The organism is Rhizobium sp. SG_E_25_P2, from assembly GCF_029892285.1.
GTDB lineage: Bacteria > Pseudomonadota > Alphaproteobacteria > Rhizobiales > Rhizobiaceae > Rhizobium_E.
Window position 1 is genome coordinate 91701 of sequence record NZ_JARXVM010000005.1, and the last position, 19211, is coordinate 110911.

Here is a 19211-nt window from a genome sequence, read left to right on the forward strand (position 1 = left end):
CGCGCAAGCTTCCGCTGCTATTCGCTAAGGCGTGGAATAGCGGCTTCATGAAGAGGCGGAAGATTTATGGCTGATGTTCAGTCGATTACAGTTCCAAAAATTGCCCCCAAGGGGCGCGATATCGGCTTCGCGATCGGAATTATCGCGATCCTGTCGATCCTGTTTCTGCCGATTCCGGCGTTCCTGATCGATCTGGGTCTCGCATTCTCGATCTCCTTTTCCGTTTTGATCCTGATGGTGGCGCTCTGGATCCAGAAGCCGCTTGATTTCTCCTCCTTCCCGACGATTCTTCTGATCGCCACGATGACGCGCCTGTCGCTCAACATCGCGACGACGCGCGTGATCCTGTCGCATGGCAATGAGGGACATGAGGCGGCGGGTCATGTGATCGCCGGCTTCGCCAGTCTGGTGATGTCGGGTGACTTCGTCATCGGTCTGATCGTCTTCATGATCCTGATCGTGGTGAACTTTATCGTCATCACCAAAGGCGCGACGCGTATCGCGGAAGTCGGCGCCCGCTTTACCTTGGACGCCATCCCCGGCAAGCAGATGTCGATCGACGCGGACCTGTCCGCCGGCATGATCGACGAGAACGAAGCCCGTCGCCGCAGAAAAGAACTTGAGGATGAGAGTTCGTTCTTCGGGGCCATGGACGGCGCCTCGAAATTCGTGCGCGGCGACGCGGTCGCTGGCCTCTTGATCACTGCGATCAATATTTTCGGCGGCATCATTATCGGCTATTTCCGACATGGCATGGAATTGGGCGAAGCGGCCGACGTCTTCGTCAAGCTGTCGGTCGGCGACGGTCTCGTCTCGCAGATTCCGGCGCTGATCATTTCGCTGTCCGCCGCCCTGCTCGTATCGCGCGGCGGCCAGGTTGGCACCACCGACAAGGCGGTTGTCGATCAGCTCGCCGGTTATCCCCGCGCGCTGGCGATGTCGGCGGGCCTCGTGTTCGCCCTGGCCTTGGTGCCGGGTCTTCCCTTCTTTCCGTTCACGGCGCTCGGCGTGATCCTCGCTTTCGGCAGCTATGTGATCCCGCGCCGCATCGAGGCCGAAAACCAGGCCAAGCGGCTCGTGGAGGAGCAGAAGAAGGCGTCCGAAGTCAAGGAGCAGGACAAGGACTCGGTCAAGAACGCGCTGCGCACGCCCGAGATCGAGTTGCAGCTCGGCAAACAGGTTTCGACCCGACTTCTGGGCGCTCATCAGGAACTGGCCTTCCGCGTCGGCAAGATGCGCAAGAAATTCGCCAGCCAATACGGCTTCGTCGTGCCGGAAATCAAAGTGTCGGACGAGTTGAGTATTCCCGACAAGTCCTATCACATTCGCATTCACGGCACGACAGTGGCGTCCAACCTGCTGCGCGTCGGCGAAGTGCTTGTCATTACCGGCGGCGGACGCCGCCCGACCGTGCCCGGCGACGATGTTCGCGAACCCGCTTTCGGCATGCCTGCGGTGTCGGTGGTCGAGACCTTCACGGAAGAACTCAAGCGCGAAGGCTTCCACCCGATCGACAATGTCTCCGTCGTGCTCACGCATCTGTCGGAAGTCATCCGCAACAACCTGCCGCAGCTTCTGTCTTACAAGGACGTCAAGATCCTCATCGATCGCCTCGATCCGGAATACAAGAAGCTGGCCGACGAGATCTGCACCACGCATATGTCCTATTCGGGCCTGCAGGCGGTGCTCAAGCTGCTGCTGGCCGAGCGCGTCTCGATCCGCAACCTGCATCTCATTCTCGAAGCCGTGGCCGAGCTTGCGCCGCATGTGCGCAAGACCGAGCAGATCGTCGAACATGTCCGCGTCCGAATGGCCCAGCAGATCTGCGGCGATCTCTCCGACAATGGCGTGTTGCGCGTGCTGCGTCTCGGCAACAAATGGGACATGGTGTTCCATCAGGCCATCAAGCGCGACGCCAAGGGCGAAATCATCGAATTCGATATCGACCCGCGTCATCTTGAGGAATTTTCCGAACAGGCGACAAAGGTCGTGCGCGAATATCTCGACCGCGGTCTGCCCTTCGTGCTCGTCACTTCGCCGGAAACGCGCTCCTATGTGCGCATGATTATCGAGCGTCTGTTCGCCACGCTGCCTGTCCTGTCCCATGTGGAACTCGCCAAGGGCATCGAAATCAAGATCCTCGGAACCATTTCATGATCCAGGATCCCGAAGGACTGGTGCTGGCCCTCGTTGTGGTGTTCTGCCGCATCGGGGGCTGCATCATGGTCCTGCCGGGCTTCTCGACGGCCCGCATTCCCGTGATGGTCAGGATTTTCATTTCGGTCACCGTATCGCTCGCGCTTCTGCCGTTGATGTGGAACGACGTCTATCCGAAGATCGAACGCGGCATCAGCAATTATGTCTTGCTGATTGCTATGGAAACCCTGACCGGCGTGGTGCTGGGCCTGATCACCCGCTTCTATGCGCTTGGCCTGCAATTCCTCGGCACCGTCATCACCATGATGATCGGCTTGAACACGCCGCCCGCCAACGACATTCTCGACGACACCAGCGAAGGCCAGTTGACCAATCTGATCACCTTCGCCGGTCTGATGGTGCTGTTCATGCTGGATTTCCATCACCAGCTATTTCTGGCCATCGCCCAGTCCTACAAGACCTGGCCGCCTGGCGCCGGCTTTGAGGCGCAAAAGGCGCTTGTGTCGCTGGTGGACACGCTGTCCACCACCTTCACGATCATGCTGAGGCTTGCGAGTCCGTTCATCCTGTTCAACGTGTTGTTCAACATGGCAATCGGCTTTATCAATAAGCTTGCGCCCGTTGTGCCGGTCTTCTTCATCTCCACCCCCTATCTGGTTTTGGGTGGCACGATACTTCTCTATTTCGGCGCCGCCGCGATGTTGTCGCTGTTTGGCGACGGCTTCAGCCAGGTCCTGAGGTAATGTATGGCCAAGCTGCCCCGGTCTGAAAAACTCGCTCGTCTCGTCCGCGTGCAGCGGCAGTTGGAAAATATGGCGCAGGCGGATCTGGCTTCGACCACGCGGGCGCGCGCCGAGATCCAGCGCAGCCTCGATGTCACGGTCGAGGCGCTTGGCTCGCTCTCGCCAGTGCACCAGATTTTCACGAGTCTCTATGCGACCCAGATCGGCCGCTTGACTGCCCGCGACCAGCATCTCGCCACCGTTCAGGAAATTCATGAAGGGCGCATGCGCAAGGAGCGCGCCAAGGGCGACCGTCTCGATGATCATCGCAAGGAAGCTCTGACCGACGAACGCCGCGAGGCTGACGACAACGCGATTTATGATCTGATCGAGCAGAAGACGCTTCTGGACCGTTTCGACCTGCCCTGAAGTCGACATGCTCTGCGCCCGTCTTGGCTTCGAAGTCGCGATAAGCCACGGTCAAGCTTGAAGCGTCATGGTGCCTTTAGCAAACTCTTGAGAATACGGCGTCTTATCTTCCATGGCGATCAATCCACCCACCGATATCATCCAGGACGTGATCAGTGCGGCCGATCCCGCTCAGGTCGAAATCGCCCAGGCCAAGCTCAAGGCCGGGATCGCGGTTGCGGAAGCGCGCAAGCTGAACAAAGTCGACGCAGGCTTCGACTCGACCTTGGTCCGCGATCATATCCGGACGACGGCGCGGAATGGCGGCAAGGACAAAGAAATCGCTGAACCTTATCGCAAGTTCGAAGCCATGGTCTTGCAGAACTTCATCAAGACCATGCTGCCGGATAGCGAGGAGGTCTATGGCAAGGGCTCTGCCGGCGAAATCTGGAAAAGCATGATGGCCGAGCAGATGGGCAACGAAATGGCCAAGGGACGCGGCATCGGCATTGCCGAACAACTTTCTTCGCGTCAGGCGCAGCGCAGCCAGCAGGAAGAAAAAGCCGAGTTGTCCGAGCGCCAGAGCGTGACGACCCAGAGCATTCAGCGGCTTGAGTTGAAGGCGCTCGATGAGCTGTTGCCCGGCTCCTTTGCCGAAGACGACAAGAAGAAGCGTGTCTGAGTATCCCCATGCTTAGCGACATTGGAGAACGAACATAATGGCGACAGCGCTCACTGAAGACAATTTCAAGGAATTGCGAATCAAGACCGTGCTCGGCCGGCTTGAATTGATTATCGACAATGAAAATCTCCGCATCGGCAAGGATGTCGAATTCGACATCAAGGCGTCCAATGCGCATAAGAGTCGCTGCCTCTATGAATTGACGATGCTGTGCAAGGACAGCGCGCCGAGCGAATTGCCCAATGGCCTTTCGATCCAGATGAAGTTCCTCAAGCAGAAGCTGATGCTGAACGCCCGTCGCCTGGAAGCCCATCTTGACGCCGTGCGCACGGTCACCGACATTCTCAAGACTGCGGCGCGCGAACAGGATGGCGACGGAACCTACACGCAGGAACAGTTTCGTTACGGCGAGATGTAACACGCCATGATCAAGCTCATCATCACGGGCGTATGGGTCGCGATCGTCACCTTGGGGGCGGTCTATGGCTCCATTCAACTCGCCAAGCCGGAAGATCCGAACGCCGAAGCTGAGAAAAAGAAGGCGGTGCAGGAGTTCATCCCTGGCGAAATGGTGACGTTCCCCGTGATCAAGAAGGGCGACGTCGTCGGCTATTTCCTCAGCAAGACATCCTACATCGTCGACAAATCCAAGATGGCCGAGGTCACGGTTCCGATCCCGGCGGTGATGACAGACGAACTTTACACCGCGTTTGTTGGGGATCAGATCATCCGTATCGGCGATAACAGGGAACTCGACGTCAAGGGCTTCCGCGAACGCATCAAGACGGCCGTGAACAAGCGGCTGGGCGCCGAGGTCGTTGTCGACGTCGTGTTCGAGCAGATCGATTATCTTTCCAAGGACAATCTCCGCCAGCAGCGCGCCGACAAGGCCGAGACGATCGTTCACGAGGCGCCTCCTGCGGATATTCCGGCCGGCAAGGCTGCTGAAGGCGGTCACTGATTCTTGCTAAGGGACCGGGTCAATGAAGGCCCGGCATAGTCAATGCCGCCCATATGCGGCTTTGGGTAAATCTAAAATTTTATTGATTTTCATTTTGGTACGAAACATGGGCCGAAACGAAGCATAAAATACAAAAGCGGAAGTATTTTATTTCGGCATCTGTGATCCCTTGATGCTGCGCGCTTGGCTGATAAATCCGCTATATAATTGAAAAATAACGGAATAAATCCGTGGTTAATGCTCCGTTGATCGGCGCTGCGGCATTCTATCGTTTTACTTAAAAGCCATTTTAGCGCCCCGTGTTACTTCAAGAGCAATGAAGACGGGGCGGATGAACAGACCTTCCGGGCATGGATTTATTCGTTGCTGTCTTCTGAGACGGCTGGCGCGTGTCAGCCGCTTGTGTTTGCGTGAGGAGTCGGCAGCATGAATATCGTTTCGAATATGGCGGTGTTCAGTTCGCATCGGGAGATTCTCGGTCTTCCGGTCTGTGATCTGGGCTGGGCGGACGCCTTCACATTCGTAAACGCGCTCGCGGAAGTCCCGGTGGGACAGACGGTCATCTCCTTCATGAATGCGCATAACGCCAATGTCATGTTCAGCGACCGCGGTTATCGCGAAGCGCTGGACCGGCATCTGGTGCTGCCGGATGGCATCGGCGTCGATATCGCGTCCCTGATGGCCTATGGGGCCGCTTTTCCAGCCAATCTCAACGGCACCGACTTCGTGCCCTCCTTGCTGACCTATATGACGCGGCCGAAGCGCATCGGGCTGATCGGGGCGCGTCCGGAAATCCTGCTGCGCGCCTGTCGCAATTTCGAAGCGCATGCCCCATGGCATGAGTTCATCCCCATTCATCATGGCTATTTTCACGAGGACCAGTCCGGGGAAATTCTCGCCGAAGCAGCCAACCTCAAGCTGGATATTCTTCTGGTTGCCATGGGGACGCCGCGTCAGGAAAAATGGATCGACCGCCATATTCATCCGGAACATGCGCGCCTGGTTCTCGGCGTTGGCGCTCTGTTTGACTTTGTTGCCGGCGAGGTGCCCCGCGCGCCGATGGTCGTGCGGAAGATGCGGGTGGAATGGTTCTATCGTTTTCTGCAGGAGCCACGCCGTCTGGCGGGCCGCTACTTCGTCGGCGGGCCACTTTTCCTGTGGCACGTCATCGCGGATATGGCGAGCCGATTGGCGGCTGGCAATGGTGGAAAAAAGCGTAGCGCGCGATCACGCCGACCGCTGCTGATCAGCAATACCGGCAAGCGGGATTAAGGCTTCGTTTACCAAGATGAATGTACAAAGGGTAAAGACGAAGACGATTTTTTAACTCAACCAGAGGCGGCGAATGCACGCGCGCTCCCTGCTCGATTATCTCTCAGACGCTGAGCGCGCCCAAAGGGGCGGTCGCCGTGATGCGCGTGACTGGGCGGCGATTCTGGAACGTCTCGAGGAACTCGAGCTCCGCCTCGGCGATCTTCGAGGCGCGCCACAGCCGCGTGAGGCGTCGGCCACCCGCGACGTAAATGAGCGCCAGGCCTTGCGGGATGAAATCTCGTCTATCCTCAGGCGTCGCGGCGTTGTGCCGGAGCCGCGTCGCGCCAATCCGCCGCCGCCGCTTGCGCCACGCGACTGGGTCGAGCCGCCGCCGCTCGTCCCGATTTCTGCTTTCCAACCGCCCGCCGAACGCGCCGATCCCAATCTGCTGAAATTCATCGAGGCGGTACGGCTGCTCGGCCGCGCTGCCGACAGGTACATGTCGGATATTGGCGCGGAGGGGCGTGACGAAAGCGCACTCGGTCCCGCCCGATCGCCGGAGAGTCCCTCCTATTCGACGCCGTCGCCAACAGCCTCCGCCAAGCCCCCTGCTGAGCGTCTCCGCATAGAACCGACCAGCGGCTACACAAATGCTGATCTCATCCGGTTGTTGGAAGAGGTCGAGGAATTGCGGCGAACGCTCGCGCAATTGTCGCCGCGGCGAAATTCCTGCTGATGTTCTCTTGATCGCCTCAATCGCGCATGTCACCAATGCGCCGGTCCGGGGCGCGCTGAGACTATCGCATGATTTCAAGCGAGAATAGGATCGCGCGCATGGATGGGATCTGCGTCGAAGGAGGGCAGTTTGGCTCAAATCATTAATGGCGTCGAGGCGGCTGCTGCCGTCATCGACAAGGTGAAATCGGCGACTGCGGCGTTGCAGACCGACACCGGCGTACAGGCCGGTCTCGCGGTCGTTCTTGTCGGCGAGGATCCCGCGAGCCAGGCCTATGTCGGCGCCAAGAGCAAGATGGCCAAGGAATGCGGCTTCAAGTCCATTCAACATTCGCTGCCGGTCGACACAACGCAGAAGGACCTGCTTGCTCTGGTCGACGAACTCAACGGCGATCCCTCCATTCACGGCATTCTTGTTCAGTTGCCGCTGCCCAAGCATCTCGATTCCGAAGCAGTGATCCAGTCGATCCTGCCGGAAAAGGATGTGGACGGCCTGCATGTCGTCAATGCCGGCAAGCTCGCGACCGGCGACATCGACACCGGCCTCATCTCCTGCACTCCGGCCGGCGCGTTGATCCTGGTGCGTTCGGTGCGCGGCGAGGATCTCTCGGGTCTCAACGCCGTGGTGATCGGCCGCTCCAACCTGTTCGGCAAGCCGATGGCGCAACTGCTGCTCACCCGCAACGCCACAGTGACCACGGCCCATTCCCGCACCAAGGATCTGGCCGCGGTCTGCAAGACCGCCGACATTCTGGTCGCAGCGGTCGGCCGTCCGGAAATGGTCAAGGCTGATTGGGTGAAGCCGGGCGCGACGGTGATCGATGTCGGCATCAACCGTGTTCCTGCCCCTGAAAAAGGCGAAGGCAAGACCAAGCTCGTCGGCGATTGCGACTTCGGCTCCTGCGAGCCCGTGGCCGGCGCCATCACGCCGGTGCCGAAGGGCGTGGGTCCTATGACCATCGCCATGCTGATGGCCAATACGGTGATTGCCGCCCATCGCAAGCTCGGCAAAACAGCGCCGAAGTTCTGAACACGGAAGGGGCTTTCCGCCCCGCCTATTCTCCGCTGGCCACCACGCGGTTGCGACCCAGCCGCTTGGCGGCGAAAAGTCGCTGATCGGCGATTTGCAGGGCGGTGCGGGCGTCCGCTGCCTCATAATGGGTGGCGATCCCGATGCTGACGGTTACGCCAAGCCCCTTGGCGATTTGCGCCCAGGGCCAGGCGGCGATCAGGCTGCGCAGTCTTTCGCAGAGAGCGTCGGCGGTGGGCATGTCCGTTCCATGCATGAGAATGGCGAATTCTTCGCCGCCAAAGCGAACGATCGTGTCGGTTTGGCGCGCTCTCTCACCCATGACGATGGAAACCTGCCGCAAAACCTTGTCGCCGATCATGTGTGAGCATGTGTCGTTGATTGTCTTGAAGTGATCAATATCGACCATGGCGATGGCGAATGGCTGGGAGTTCTCATCGAATTCGCTGAGGAGGGTCTCCAGGCGCCGTCGATTGAACAACCCCGTCAGGGGATCGAGATTCGCGGCTTCCGCCAGCATTTCCGCCCGGCGTTGTAATTCCTGATAAGAGGACGCGATGTCCTGAGACCGCTTCACCTCGATATCCAGCAAGGCCCTGAGCTTGTCGGTCTCATAGCGGATTTCAGCGATGCGCGCCTGCTGCTGGATTTTTTCGCCGCTGAACTGCAGCTGGATAGTGTGGTATTTCTTGTAGGCGGCCAGAGCGGCTTTGTAATCTCCGAGACCCTCATAGGCGTCGCTGAGATGTTTGTTTGCGAGCATCGTTGTTTCGGCTTGGCTGGAGGTCCTACCGAGTTCGAGCGCTTCCTGGATGGGCGCCAAGGCCTCGTCGTAACGCCCGAGAGATATCAGCGATCTGGTCAGCTCTAAAAGGAAATGGCCTTTTCCCCGATCCGAGTCGTCACCGATAACAGACTGATAGCGGATGAGATATTGTTCTGCAGCGTCGTAGTCGTGAGCAATGTTGCTGTATTCCGCCATATTGCCGAGGCAAAGCCTCTGGGCCCAGATGTCTTGCAACTCCATGGCAAGGGAATGCGACATCGCGGTGTATTCGAGGGCCTTGTTCACCAGATGGCTGGCCGCCGGGTTATCTCCTGTTTCAACCGCGGCGTAAGCAGCTTCGGCCCAAGCCCCGCCGAGATTGATCAACCACCAGCATTCAAAGGCGCGATCGCCAGCTTCCCTCGCCAGCGCCACAGCGCGGGAACAATAGTCGATGGCTTGTTCCGGCTGGTGGGAAAGCCAGAAAATCACCCCGATCACATTAATGGCGAGAGACCGGCTCCTGGCGTCCCCGCTGCTGTCGGCCAGATTGAGCGCGGAGGCGGCTGTGTCGATCGCATCTTCAAAGCGTCCGATTTCCTGAAGCAGCCACGCCCTGATGGCCAGCGCATTCGCCTCTTGCGCCCGCTCGCCGATCTCCCTCCACCTCGTCTCGGCCTCGCGCGCATAGTTGAGACCCGTTTCTGTATTGCCAAGCTGAAAGCAATACCATGCCATATCCAGTGCGGCGCGCGCACGGTTTGGCTGGGTGTCGATATCCGATGATCCGTGAAACACAGCTGCAGCAAGCGCAAAAGCCTCTTTCGAACGCCCGGTGCAGCCGAGACGCCAGGCCTCGTCCAATGCCAGGCCCGCGTCGTTGTCTCTCGGTGAAGCGTTGTTGGCCTCTAGGGTCGAATTCAACAGTCCTGTTCCCGCCATGCGCCGTTTCTACACGTCGATCCCGCCACTTTAGTCAGCAATCATATGTCGCTGCGAGTTTACGGATAGAGAATTAAGATATTGAACCGGCGTATAGCCAAAACTCGCAGTCTTCGCCCTGCTTGAGGCGGGTTTGAACTGCTCCATATTGGGAGCGCATGGACGCTGTGCGGGCGTAGCGCGCGGGCCGATCAATCCGCCCAGGCGAGCGACATGAGCATCAGATCCACTTGCGCCCCGTCTGGACGCCTGCCTCCTTTGGGCAGCAACCTTTCCTCGCGGAAACCCGCCTGCCGGTAGACGTGAATGGCGCGTTCATTATAGGTCGCGACCCGCAGCATAAGCCGCCGTGCAGGCGAGCCTTCAAACACCAGGCGTATGAGCCGCGCCAGCAGCGCCGAGCCCACGCCAGTGCCCGGATCCCGCACGATAAACCGGTTGATCATCACGTCGCCTGAGGATGACCCCATGCCGCTGAGCGCGACAAAGGCCTGAGGGCGTCCATTGGCGTCATCGAGGACCAGATAGAGATAGCCGGGCGTTGAGAGATTGCGATGGTGTTCCTGCTCGTTCCATCGCCCAACCAACCGGTCATAGCCGGGCTGACGTTCGATCTCCATGATCGCCGGGATGTCGGCGGCGTTGGCGCGGCGGAGATCATCGAGCCGGCTCCACATGGCCTTGTCCTTTCCCCGGTTCAGCCCTATTTTGCCGCCCATTCTGGCCGCAACAGCGACATCAGCGCAAGATCGACGCGTTGGCCATCCGGCAGCGCATAGGCCTCGCGCATCACGCCTTCGCGCTTGAGCCCGCAGGCCTCATAAGCGCGCCGGGCGCGGTCATTGGTGATGATATGGTCCAGCCAGAAGCGATGCGTCGTCGTTTCGTTAAACACCCAGGCGATGACGTCGTTCAGCAGCCGGCGTCCCGCGCCCTTGCCGGGATCGGCCACCGCGATGCGCTTCAGGCAGGTATTGCCCATGATGTTGGTGAGGTCTCGCAGGATCGCGAAGCCGCCGATGGCTCCGGTCTCATCGACAGAAACCAGATAGGCGTAATCCGGGTCGTTGAGCGCGCGGGCGTGGAATTCGGCCGAGGACCGGCCCACCACCATCTCATAGCCCGGCAGGCGCTCGATCTCCATGATGCGGGCGAGATCTGCTTCGCCGGCGCGGCGGAGGGAGGGCTGGTTGGTCATCTAAAAATCCTTGCTCGATACCGGAAGATGGTGTCCGGCGCAGGATGTCTAGCACAAAGGGGAACGACAGGTCATCGATCCCTCGCGCATCGCACAGGCGATGAACGCGGGCGATCGACGACGATTGTGAAGAGGGGAGGGCGGGTTCATGCGCCACTCCCCAAAAATGTCAGGCCAGCACGCCCGCGCCGTGATCGGCGGGTCCCGCCATCTGGCGGAAGATCGAGAACAGTTCGCGGCCCATGCCATAGTCGTTGCCGGACAGATCGGCTTCGGCCTGCGGGCGGCTGGCGAGATCGGCATCGCTGACCAGAAGTTCGATCGCGCCGTTGATGGCGTCGATGCGGATCATGTCCCCATTGCGGACCTTGCCAATCACGCCGCCGGCCTTGGCTTCCGGCGTCACATGAATGGCGGCCGGCACCTTGCCGGATGCGCCGGACATGCGGCCGTCGGTGAGCAGCGCCACCTTCTGGCCGCGGTCTTGCAGAATGCCCAGCACCGTGGTCAGCTTGTGCAGTTCGGGCATGCCATTGGCCTGCGGTCCCTGAAAACGCACCACCGCGATGAAATCGCCGGTCAATTCGCCATTCTTGAAGGCGTCGTTGAGGCCCTGCTGGTCATGGAACACCCGCGCCGGCGCCTCGATCACATGCCGTTCGGCCTTGACTGCCGACGTCTTGATCACGCCGGTGCCGAGATTGCCCTTGAGCATCTTGAGGCCGCCGGTCGCCTGGAACGGCTTGTCGATGGTGGCGATAACCTTGGCGTCGCCGCTTTCCTCGGCCACGGGCATGCGGATCACCGCGCCGCTTTCGCCAAGCCGCGCTTCGACCGTATAGGCTTTCAAGCCATGACCGAACACCGTGCGCACGTCGTCATGCAGCAAGCCGTCCTTGAGCAGTTCGCGGATCAGGAAGCCGAGGCCTCCAGCAGAGTTGAAATGGTTCACATCGGCAAGCCCGTTCGGATAGACGCGGGCGAGCAACGGCACGACGTCGGAGAGATCCGAAATGTCCTGCCATGTCAGGTGAATGCCGGCGGCGCGGGCGATGGCGACCAAATGCAGCGTGTGGTTCGTCGAGCCGCCGGTGGCGTGCAGGCCGATCACGCCGTTGACGATCGAGCGTTCGTCGATCATCTCGCCCACCGGCGTGAATTCGTTCCCCTGCGCGGTGATCGCCAGCGCCCGTTTGGTCGCTTCCTTGGTCAGCGCGTCGCGCAGCGGCGTGCCCGGATTGATGAAGGAAGAGCCGGGCATGTGTAGGCCCATGATCTCCATCAGCATCTGGTTGGAATTGGCTGTGCCGTAGAAGGTGCAGGTGCCCGGCCCGTGATAGGATTTCGATTCTGCTTCGAGCAGTTCGGCGCGACCGACTTTGCCTTCGGCAAAGAGCTGGCGCACCCGGGTCTTTTCGTCATTTGGGAGGCCCGTGGTCATCGGTCCGGCCGGAATGAACACCGCTGGCAGATGCCCGAAGGTCAGCGCAGCGATCGCCAGACCCGGCACAATCTTGTCGCAGACGCCGAGAAACACCGCCGCGTCGAACATATTGTGCGACAGGCCGATGCCCGCCGCCATGGCGATGACGTCGCGCGAAAACAGCGACAGTTCCATGCCCGGCTGGCCCTGGGTGACGCCGTCGCACATGGCCGGCACGCCGCCGGCCACCTGCGCCACGCCGCCAGCTTCGCGCGCTGCGTCGCGGATCAGCGCCGGATAGGTCTCATAGGGCTGATGCGCCGAGAGCATGTCGTTATAGGCGGTGATGATGCCGAGATTGGGGACGCGGTCTCCGGCCAGCATCTCCTTGTCGGCGGGGGAACAGACCGCGAAACCATGCGCGAGGTTGCCGCAACCCAACACCGAGCGATGCACGCCCTTTGAGGCGGCGGCGCGGATGCGGCCCAGATAGGCTTCGCGCGCGGGTTTCGAACGTTCCACGATCCGGGCCGTGATGGCCGCGATTCTCTTGTCGGCTGCCATGATGGTTCCTTTCGGCTGTCGGTGGCGAAGTCATGCTCCGCCCGGTGGGGCGCGCCGTCAGGGCGCCCAGTAGATCTGGGTTTCGGACGCAGCATTCGCAATCACGCGCCCGATCGGGAACGCGCTTGCGGCGCCTTCGGCGAGCGCCTGGTCGATGACCGGCTTCTTGGCGGCGCCTTCGATATGCAGGACCAGCAATCGGGCGTCCTGCATCGCCGAGAAGGTGAAGGTCAGCCGGGTCTCGCCTGCGCCTTCAGCGTCCATGGTGATAACGCTGCGGCGCGTCTTCGGGTTCAGCGCCTGTTCGAGATTGTTGCCGCCGGGAAAGAACGACGCCGTATGGCCGTCGCCGCCCATGCCGAGAACCACGACGTCGAACGGCCGGATGATCCGGTCGGCGTCGCCGGTGGCGACCATCGCTGCGTCTTCCGCGTCTGCGACGGCATGATAGAGCGGCACAAGTTTCGCGCGGGCGGCAGCGCCGACCCGGAGATTTTCGGCCACCAGCTTGTGGTTGGAGCGTTCGTTGGTCTCAGGCACGAAACGCTCGTCGACCAAAGTGATGGTTACCTTCGACCAGTCGAGTTCCTTGGACGACAGCGCCTTGAAGAAGGCCTTGGGCGTCGAGCCGCCGGAGACGGCGATGGAGGCCGCTCCGCGCGCCGCGATGCCGTCGGCAAGCGCGCCCGCCACCCGTCCGGCAAGGGCGTCGGCGAGCGCCGCGCCATTGTCGAAGATATGGAATTGATGAGCCATGGGCGGGTTCCTGTCCTCTAGGTCATTCGTGCCAGGTGCGGCCGTCGCGTTCGATCAGCGCGATCGAATGGCTCGGGCCCCAGGTGCCGGCGGTGTAGCCCTGTACCGGCTGTCCGGTCTCTTCCCAGGCCTTGAGGATCGGGTCGACCCAGCGCCATGCCGCCTCGACTTCGTCGCGGCGCATGAACAGCGTCTGGTTCGATCGGATGACATCGAGCAGCAGTCGCTCATAGGCGTCCGGATTGCGCACGTCGAAGGCCTGGGCGAAGCTCATATCGAGCGACACTTCACGCAGGCGCATGCCGCCCGGGCCCGGATCCTTGATCATCAGCGACTGCTTGACGCCTTCGTCCGGCTGCAGGCGGATGATCAACTGGTTCTCGGAGATGCGGCCCGCCGACGAATCGAAGATCGAATGCGGGATCGGCTTGAAGGTGATGACGATTTCCGACACGCGAGCCGCCAGCCGTTTGCCGGTGCGCAGGTAGAAAGGCACGCCCGCCCAGCGCCAGTTGCCGATTTCGGCCTTGATGGCAACATAGGTCTCGGTGTTGGACACGCCACCTTCGAGTTCTTCCAGATAGCCGCGCACTGCGCCCTTTTCAGACGCGCCGGCGCGATACTGGCCGCGCACGGTGAACTTGTCGGCATTGGAGGCGTCGATGGTCTTCAGCGCCCGCAGCACCTTCAGCTTTTCGTCGCGCACCGCTTCCGCCGCCATGGAGGAGGGGGCTTCCATCGCCACCAGGCAGAGAAGCTGCAGCATGTGGTTTTGCACCATGTCGCGCAGCGCGCCCGCTTTGTCGTAATAGCCGGCTCGATTTTCCAGGCCGACCGATTCCGCCACGGTGATCTGCACATGGTCGATATGGGCGGAGTTCCACAGCGGCTCATAGAGCGCGTTGGCGAAGCGCAGCGCCATCAGGTTCTGCACCGTCTCTTTGCCGAGATAGTGATCGATGCGGTAGATCTGCTCTTCGCGGAACACCTTGCCGATCGTGTCATTGAGTTCGAGCGCCGAAGCGAGGTCGCGGCCGATCGGCTTTTCCACCACGATGCGCGTGTTCTTGGTGATCAGCTTGTGATCGCGGATGCGCTCGGAAATAGGGCCGAAAATGGCCGGCCCGACAGCCAGGTAGAAGGCGCGGACCCGGTCCTTGCCCTCGTCGAGCAGCTTGCGCAGACTGTCCCAGCCTTTTTCCGAGCCGGCGTCGACAGAGACATAGAACAGACGCGCAGTGAAGCGGGCGACGGCCTCTTCGGTATATTCGCCGGGCTTCAGGAACTTCTTCAGCGCCTCGGCTGCGAATTTACGATAATCGTCATGGCTGAGGTCGCCGCGCGATGCGCCGATGATGCGCGTCGGTTCGGTGAACTGACCGGCTTCCTGGCGATGAAAGAGCGCCGGCAGAAGCTTCCGCTCGGCGAGGTCGCCCGTGCCGCCAAAGACGACATAATCGAAAGGTTCGACGGGAATGATCTGGCTGCTCATGGACGTTCTCTTCTCCTGATCGGGCGTGTTTGTCATAATCTAATCGATTTAAAAATTCCAGTGCCCTGATGCGCTTTTCTCGTGAAAAGCGTCTGCGGCAAGGGTTGCGTCGTGTCTCGGCCGCCGCTCACAGGCGGTCGAGCATCGAGAACCAGGTGAGCGCCAGAAACAGGAGCGGCGCCCGGAACTTTGCGCCGCCGGGGAAGGGCGGCACGTTGAACGATCGGTACAGCTCAAGATCGGTCGCCTTGCCCGAGATCATATCGGCATAGAGCTTGCCACAATAGTTTGACAGCATCACGCCATGGCCGGAATAACCGCCGATAGACGTGACATGCGGCATCACCTCGCGCACGAAGGGCTGGCGGGGCAGGGTAATGCCTACATAACCGCCCCAGCCATGGGTGAGCTTGACATCCTTGAGTTCCGGATAGATCTCGGTGATCTGCCGGCGGATATGGGTGGTGATGTCGTCTGGTTTTTCCGAGGAATAAATCTCCCGGCCGCCGAACAACAGCCGGTTGTCTTTTGATTTGCGGAAATAGCGCACCACGAAGCGCGAATCGCAGACCGATTCGCCGCCTGGGATGACGCCGGGAAAATCGTCGAGCGGCGGCGTCGCGCCGATGAAGGAGCCGATCGGCATCACATGCGCCGCAGTGACCGGCTCCAGATTGCCAATATAGGAATTGGTGGCGATCAGCGCCTTGCCCGCCGTTATCGTTCCGCGCGGCGTCTGGACGCGAACCTTGCCGCCCTCGGATGTGATCGCGCTCGCCCCAGTCATTTCATGCACTTTGGCGCCGGCGCGGGCAGCGGCTTTTCCAAGCCCCACCAGCAGCTTCATCGGATGAACATGGCCTGTGCCGGCATCCCGGACGCCGAAATGAAAGCGGTTCGATCCGACCTTTTGCGCTGTCTCCTGCTTGTCCATGAAATGCAGATGCGGATAGTCATAGCGCTCCGCTGCGATCTCGGCATTGGCGCGGAAGTCCTTCTCCATGCGGGCCTTGTGCGCCACGATCATGTGGCCGGGCTGGTAATCCATGTCGATATTTTCGCGGGCGGTAAAATCGAACAGATGCGCCTTGGCGGCCTCGCCCATCTTGAACAGCGCGCGGGAGCGTTCGAGGCCGATTTCCTCCTCCACTTCCTCCGGCCACCAGCGCTGGCCGGTGCCGAGTTGGCCGCCATTGCGGCCCGATCCGCCGTCGCCCAGCCGATGCGCCTCGATCAATCGAACATCCACACCGGCGAGGGCCAGGGTGTAGGCAGCCTGAAGCCCAGTGAAGCCCCCGCCGATGATAACGACATCAGTCTGAGTCGAACCCTCAAGAGGAGGGTATTCCGGTCGGTCGTCGACCGATGCTTCATACCACGAGATGCCGGGAGAGATCGGGCTTTGCCATGCCATGATAAACCTTTTTCGCTGCATCCGGTCGAGCCGGACGGCATTTGATAGCGTGAAAAGCAGTTGAGCGGCAAGCCACGGGCCTGCGGCCTCTGGGCGCAAAATAACAAAGCGGGCGACGACGCGCCCGCTTTCCGATCATATGGACGACGGACCGATCAGGCGGCCCGTCTGCTGTCCCGGGCGCTTCCGCCTTCGAGCTGGAAGCGGGCGACGAGTTCGCGCAGCAGATCCGCTTCCTGCGACAATTGCCGGGTGGCGGCATTTGTTTCTTCCACCATGGCGGCGTTGCGCTGGGTCATCTGGTCCATGGCGTTCACGGTCGCATTGATTTCCGACAGCGAAGACGACTGTTCGCGGCTCGACGTGGCGATGAGGTCGACATGGCCGGAGATCTCGACGATCTGCTGGGCGATGGTCATCAACGCGTCCCCCGTCTGTTCGACATAGCGCGATCCCGTCGACACTTCCTGCGCGGAATTGCCGATCAGATCGCCGATCTCTTTCGCCGCCTTGGCCGAGCGTTGGGCCAGTTCTCGCACTTCCTGAGCCACGACGGCGAAGCCCTTGCCGGCTTCGCCAGCGCGAGCGGCTTCGACGCCGGCATTCAGCGCAAGAAGGTTGGTCTGGAAAGCGATGGAATCGATCACGTCGATGATCTGGCTGATCTTGTCGGAGGCGTCGCGGATGCGCACCATGGCCGATATGGCGTTCTGCACGATGCCCGAGGAGCTTTCGGCGTTCTTTGTGGCGGTCGCTACGATTTGACGGGCTTCGCTGGCGCGCCCCGACGTCGTCTTGACGGTGGCGGTGATCTGTTCGACCGCGGCTGCGGTCTCTTCCAGCGAGGCGGCCTGCTGTTCGGTGCGCTTGGCGAGATCGTCGGCGGCGTCGGCCATCTGGCGGCCGTTGTCCTGGATCAGGTCGGAGGCGTTGCGGATCTCCGACATCGTGTTGCGCAGGCCGGCGATCGAACTGTTGAAGTCCTGACGCAGCGAATCGAGTTCGCCGGCAAACGGCGTGTCGATGGTGAAGCGCAGTTCGCCGCGTGCGAGGTTGCCGAGCCCGTCGGCGAGCGCGCGCACCGCGACATTGACCTGGCGCGCCGTCTCGGCTTTTTCCACTTCGTTGCGCAGACGCTCGTCTTCCGAGGCGCGACGTGTGCGTTCGGCCTCTTCCTGCATAGCGATCTTCTGCTGCGCATTGCTCTTGAACACCGAGAGCGCGCGGGCCATCTCACCGATTTCATCCGGACGGCGGTCGCCGGTGATCGCAGTGTCGAGCGCACCGTCGGCAAGCCGGCGCATGGCGTTGGTGATGGCGAGGATCGGTCCCTTGAGCGTGATGACGAGAGCAGCGCCCGCCGCCATGGCGATCAGCACGCCAAGCGCCATAGCGCCGATCGAGATGGAATTGGCCTGGTCGCGTTCCGCGCCAGCGCTGTCGCGCTGCAGTTCGGCGAATTGCGTCAGCTTGTTCCAGGTCTGGTCGATCTGCTGGGCTGCGGCGGCGAATTCGGTTTCCTTGCTGCGGGCGTTCACCGCAAGTTCGGTGGCGCTCTTGTCGAGCTCTGTGGTCACCGGTTGCACGACCTTCGTCAGCTCCGAGAAGAACGGGTCGTCCTTGACCGCGCTCGCCAGCCGCTGCACTTCGGTATTATACATGTAGAGCGACTGCTGGACTTTTTTGACGCCGGCTTCGTCGGGTTTGGCGACGAGTTCGGCGAAGACCACGCGAATTTCATTGTTGTTGTTGACGATCGAGCGCAGCTTGTTGGCGACATTGTCAGCTTTGGAGATCTGGGCGTCGGCGGCGGCGAGATTGAGGATCGATTGGCGCATCAGGTCGCCGCCGAATTGCTTGAACATCGTCGCGAGCGTCCGGAAACTGTTGATCGCGCCGTTGGTCTTGGCCATAACAGCGGGGCTCACATCTCCGGACTTGATTTGTGCGAGCACGGGGGCGAGTAGCTTTTCATATTTCTTAGCGTAGGGAAGCTTAGCTTTCGGCAGGGCGGCGGTCAGTTGCGCGGCGCTCTTTTCGAGATCAGGCCCGTATTTCTTGAGCACCGCCAGTTTGTCTGCGTCGGCGAGCATCTTGGCGTGATCAACCACCAGCGCGTCCAACATGGTGGCGATGCGGTCAATCTCGACGGCGTTGTTCAGGCCCTTCTTTTCGGCTTTTTCCTTCTTCTTCGCTTCCGCGATCAGCTTGAAGGATTTCTTACCGATGTCGCCCTGAACCTTTGTCAGTGTTTCCTGTGCTTTGGCGACACTCGCCATGATGGCGTTCTGCTTGCTCTGCAGGCCCCAGAGCGTTTCAACATTGTTGGAGATGGTTTTTGACTGATCAAGCGCTTCGTTGAGAAGCGTCACATCCGTCTCCGCGCTGAGGTCGTCCGCAGTCTGCTGGAGGAGGGACAGTTGAGCGGCCACATCGGAGGCGGCCGTCTGATGCGTGGCTTCCGACGGGCTGCGAAGAAAGTCGCTCATGCTGGCGAACACGGTCTTAAATCCGCTCAGCGATTGAAGGACGCTGTTGGAAATCTCCATGCGCCCCTGCAGCAGGCCCGACGCATAAAGCCCCGTTGCGCCAACGGCGGAAATACTCAGAACGAATGGCGCGACAAGCACAATCACTTTTGTCTGAATTTTGAAACGCGACATCAATTTGTCGATCAAGGCAAGCCCCTCCTCTGCGACAGCCGGAC

General features: G+C 60.7%; 17 protein-coding genes. 9 read left to right on the forward strand and 8 right to left on the reverse strand.

Annotated elements, in window-relative coordinates; genetic code table 11:
* Positions 1–66: 66 nt before the first annotated feature.
* From flhA to M2360_RS09340, 9 genes are all read left to right on the forward strand, one after another.
* Positions 67–2157: a flagellar biosynthesis protein FlhA gene (flhA, locus tag M2360_RS09300; RefSeq protein WP_280774682.1), complete on the forward strand. Its 2091-nt coding sequence runs from the start codon at positions 67–69 to the stop codon at positions 2155–2157.
* Positions 2154–2900: a flagellar biosynthetic protein FliR gene (locus tag M2360_RS09305; protein WP_280774684.1), complete on the forward strand. Its 747-nt coding sequence runs from the start codon at positions 2154–2156 to the stop codon at positions 2898–2900. The genes flhA and M2360_RS09305 overlap by 4 nt, the downstream gene beginning before the upstream one ends.
* Before the next feature lie 3 nt (positions 2901–2903).
* Entirely contained in the window at positions 2904–3308 is a 405-nt protein-coding gene (locus tag M2360_RS09310) for a hypothetical protein (protein WP_280774685.1), read from the forward strand.
* Positions 3309–3420: 112 nt separating this feature from the next.
* The gene (locus M2360_RS09315) at positions 3421–3969 is read left to right on the forward strand and encodes a rod-binding protein (protein WP_280774687.1); all 549 of its coding nucleotides are present in this window, start codon (positions 3421–3423) and stop codon (positions 3967–3969) included.
* 37 nt (positions 3970–4006) lie between these two features.
* Entirely contained in the window at positions 4007–4387 is a 381-nt protein-coding gene (locus M2360_RS09320) for a hypothetical protein (protein ID WP_280774689.1), read from the forward strand.
* Between the two features lie 6 nt (positions 4388–4393).
* Positions 4394–4930 (forward strand): hypothetical protein, encoded by a 537-nt coding sequence (locus M2360_RS09325; protein WP_280774691.1) that lies wholly within the window; start codon positions 4394–4396, stop codon positions 4928–4930.
* A gap of 426 nt (positions 4931–5356) precedes the next feature.
* A complete protein-coding gene (locus tag M2360_RS09330) occupies positions 5357–6202 on the forward strand; it encodes a WecB/TagA/CpsF family glycosyltransferase (RefSeq protein ID WP_280774692.1) in 846 nt (281 codons plus the stop codon).
* Positions 6203–6275: 73 nt separating this feature from the next.
* On the forward strand, positions 6276–6920 hold the full coding sequence (locus M2360_RS09335) for a hypothetical protein (RefSeq protein ID WP_280774694.1): 645 nt from the start codon (positions 6276–6278) through the stop codon (positions 6918–6920).
* A 129-nt stretch (positions 6921–7049) separates the two neighbouring features.
* Positions 7050–7949: a bifunctional methylenetetrahydrofolate dehydrogenase/methenyltetrahydrofolate cyclohydrolase gene (locus M2360_RS09340; protein ID WP_280774695.1), complete on the forward strand. Its 900-nt coding sequence runs from the start codon at positions 7050–7052 to the stop codon at positions 7947–7949.
* A gap of 25 nt (positions 7950–7974) precedes the next feature.
* On the opposite strand, the gene M2360_RS09345 is transcribed toward M2360_RS09340, so the two are convergent.
* The 8 genes from M2360_RS09345 to M2360_RS09380 all read right to left on the reverse strand — a co-directional run bounded on the left by M2360_RS09345 (position 7975) and on the right by M2360_RS09380 (position 19182).
* Positions 7975–9657 (reverse strand): GGDEF domain-containing protein, encoded by a 1683-nt coding sequence (locus M2360_RS09345; protein ID WP_280774697.1) that lies wholly within the window; start codon positions 9655–9657, stop codon positions 7975–7977.
* A gap of 191 nt (positions 9658–9848) precedes the next feature.
* Positions 9849–10334 (reverse strand): GNAT family N-acetyltransferase, encoded by a 486-nt coding sequence (locus M2360_RS09350; protein WP_280774698.1) that lies wholly within the window; start codon positions 10332–10334, stop codon positions 9849–9851.
* Positions 10335–10360: 26 nt separating this feature from the next.
* Positions 10361–10855 (reverse strand): GNAT family N-acetyltransferase, encoded by a 495-nt coding sequence (locus M2360_RS09355; protein ID WP_280774699.1) that lies wholly within the window; start codon positions 10853–10855, stop codon positions 10361–10363.
* Between the two features lie 169 nt (positions 10856–11024).
* Positions 11025–12842 carry a phosphogluconate dehydratase gene (edd, locus tag M2360_RS09360; RefSeq protein ID WP_280774700.1) on the reverse strand — a complete coding sequence of 606 codons (1818 nt, stop codon included), beginning with the start codon at positions 12840–12842 and terminating at the stop codon, positions 11025–11027.
* Positions 12843–12899: 57 nt separating this feature from the next.
* Positions 12900–13598, reverse strand: coding sequence for a 6-phosphogluconolactonase (pgl, locus tag M2360_RS09365; protein WP_280774701.1), 699 nt, complete (start codon positions 13596–13598; stop codon positions 12900–12902).
* A 22-nt stretch (positions 13599–13620) separates the two neighbouring features.
* Complete coding sequence (zwf, locus tag M2360_RS09370; RefSeq protein WP_280774702.1) at positions 13621–15090, reverse strand: glucose-6-phosphate dehydrogenase; 1470 nt, start codon at positions 15088–15090, stop codon at positions 13621–13623.
* 127 nt (positions 15091–15217) lie between these two features.
* Positions 15218–16504 (reverse strand): FAD-binding oxidoreductase, encoded by a 1287-nt coding sequence (locus M2360_RS09375; RefSeq protein ID WP_280774703.1) that lies wholly within the window; start codon positions 16502–16504, stop codon positions 15218–15220.
* 155 nt (positions 16505–16659) lie between these two features.
* The gene (locus tag M2360_RS09380; protein ID WP_280774704.1) at positions 16660–19182 is read right to left on the reverse strand and encodes a HAMP domain-containing methyl-accepting chemotaxis protein; all 2523 of its coding nucleotides are present in this window, start codon (positions 19180–19182) and stop codon (positions 16660–16662) included.
* Between the last annotated feature and the right edge of the window lie 29 nt (positions 19183–19211).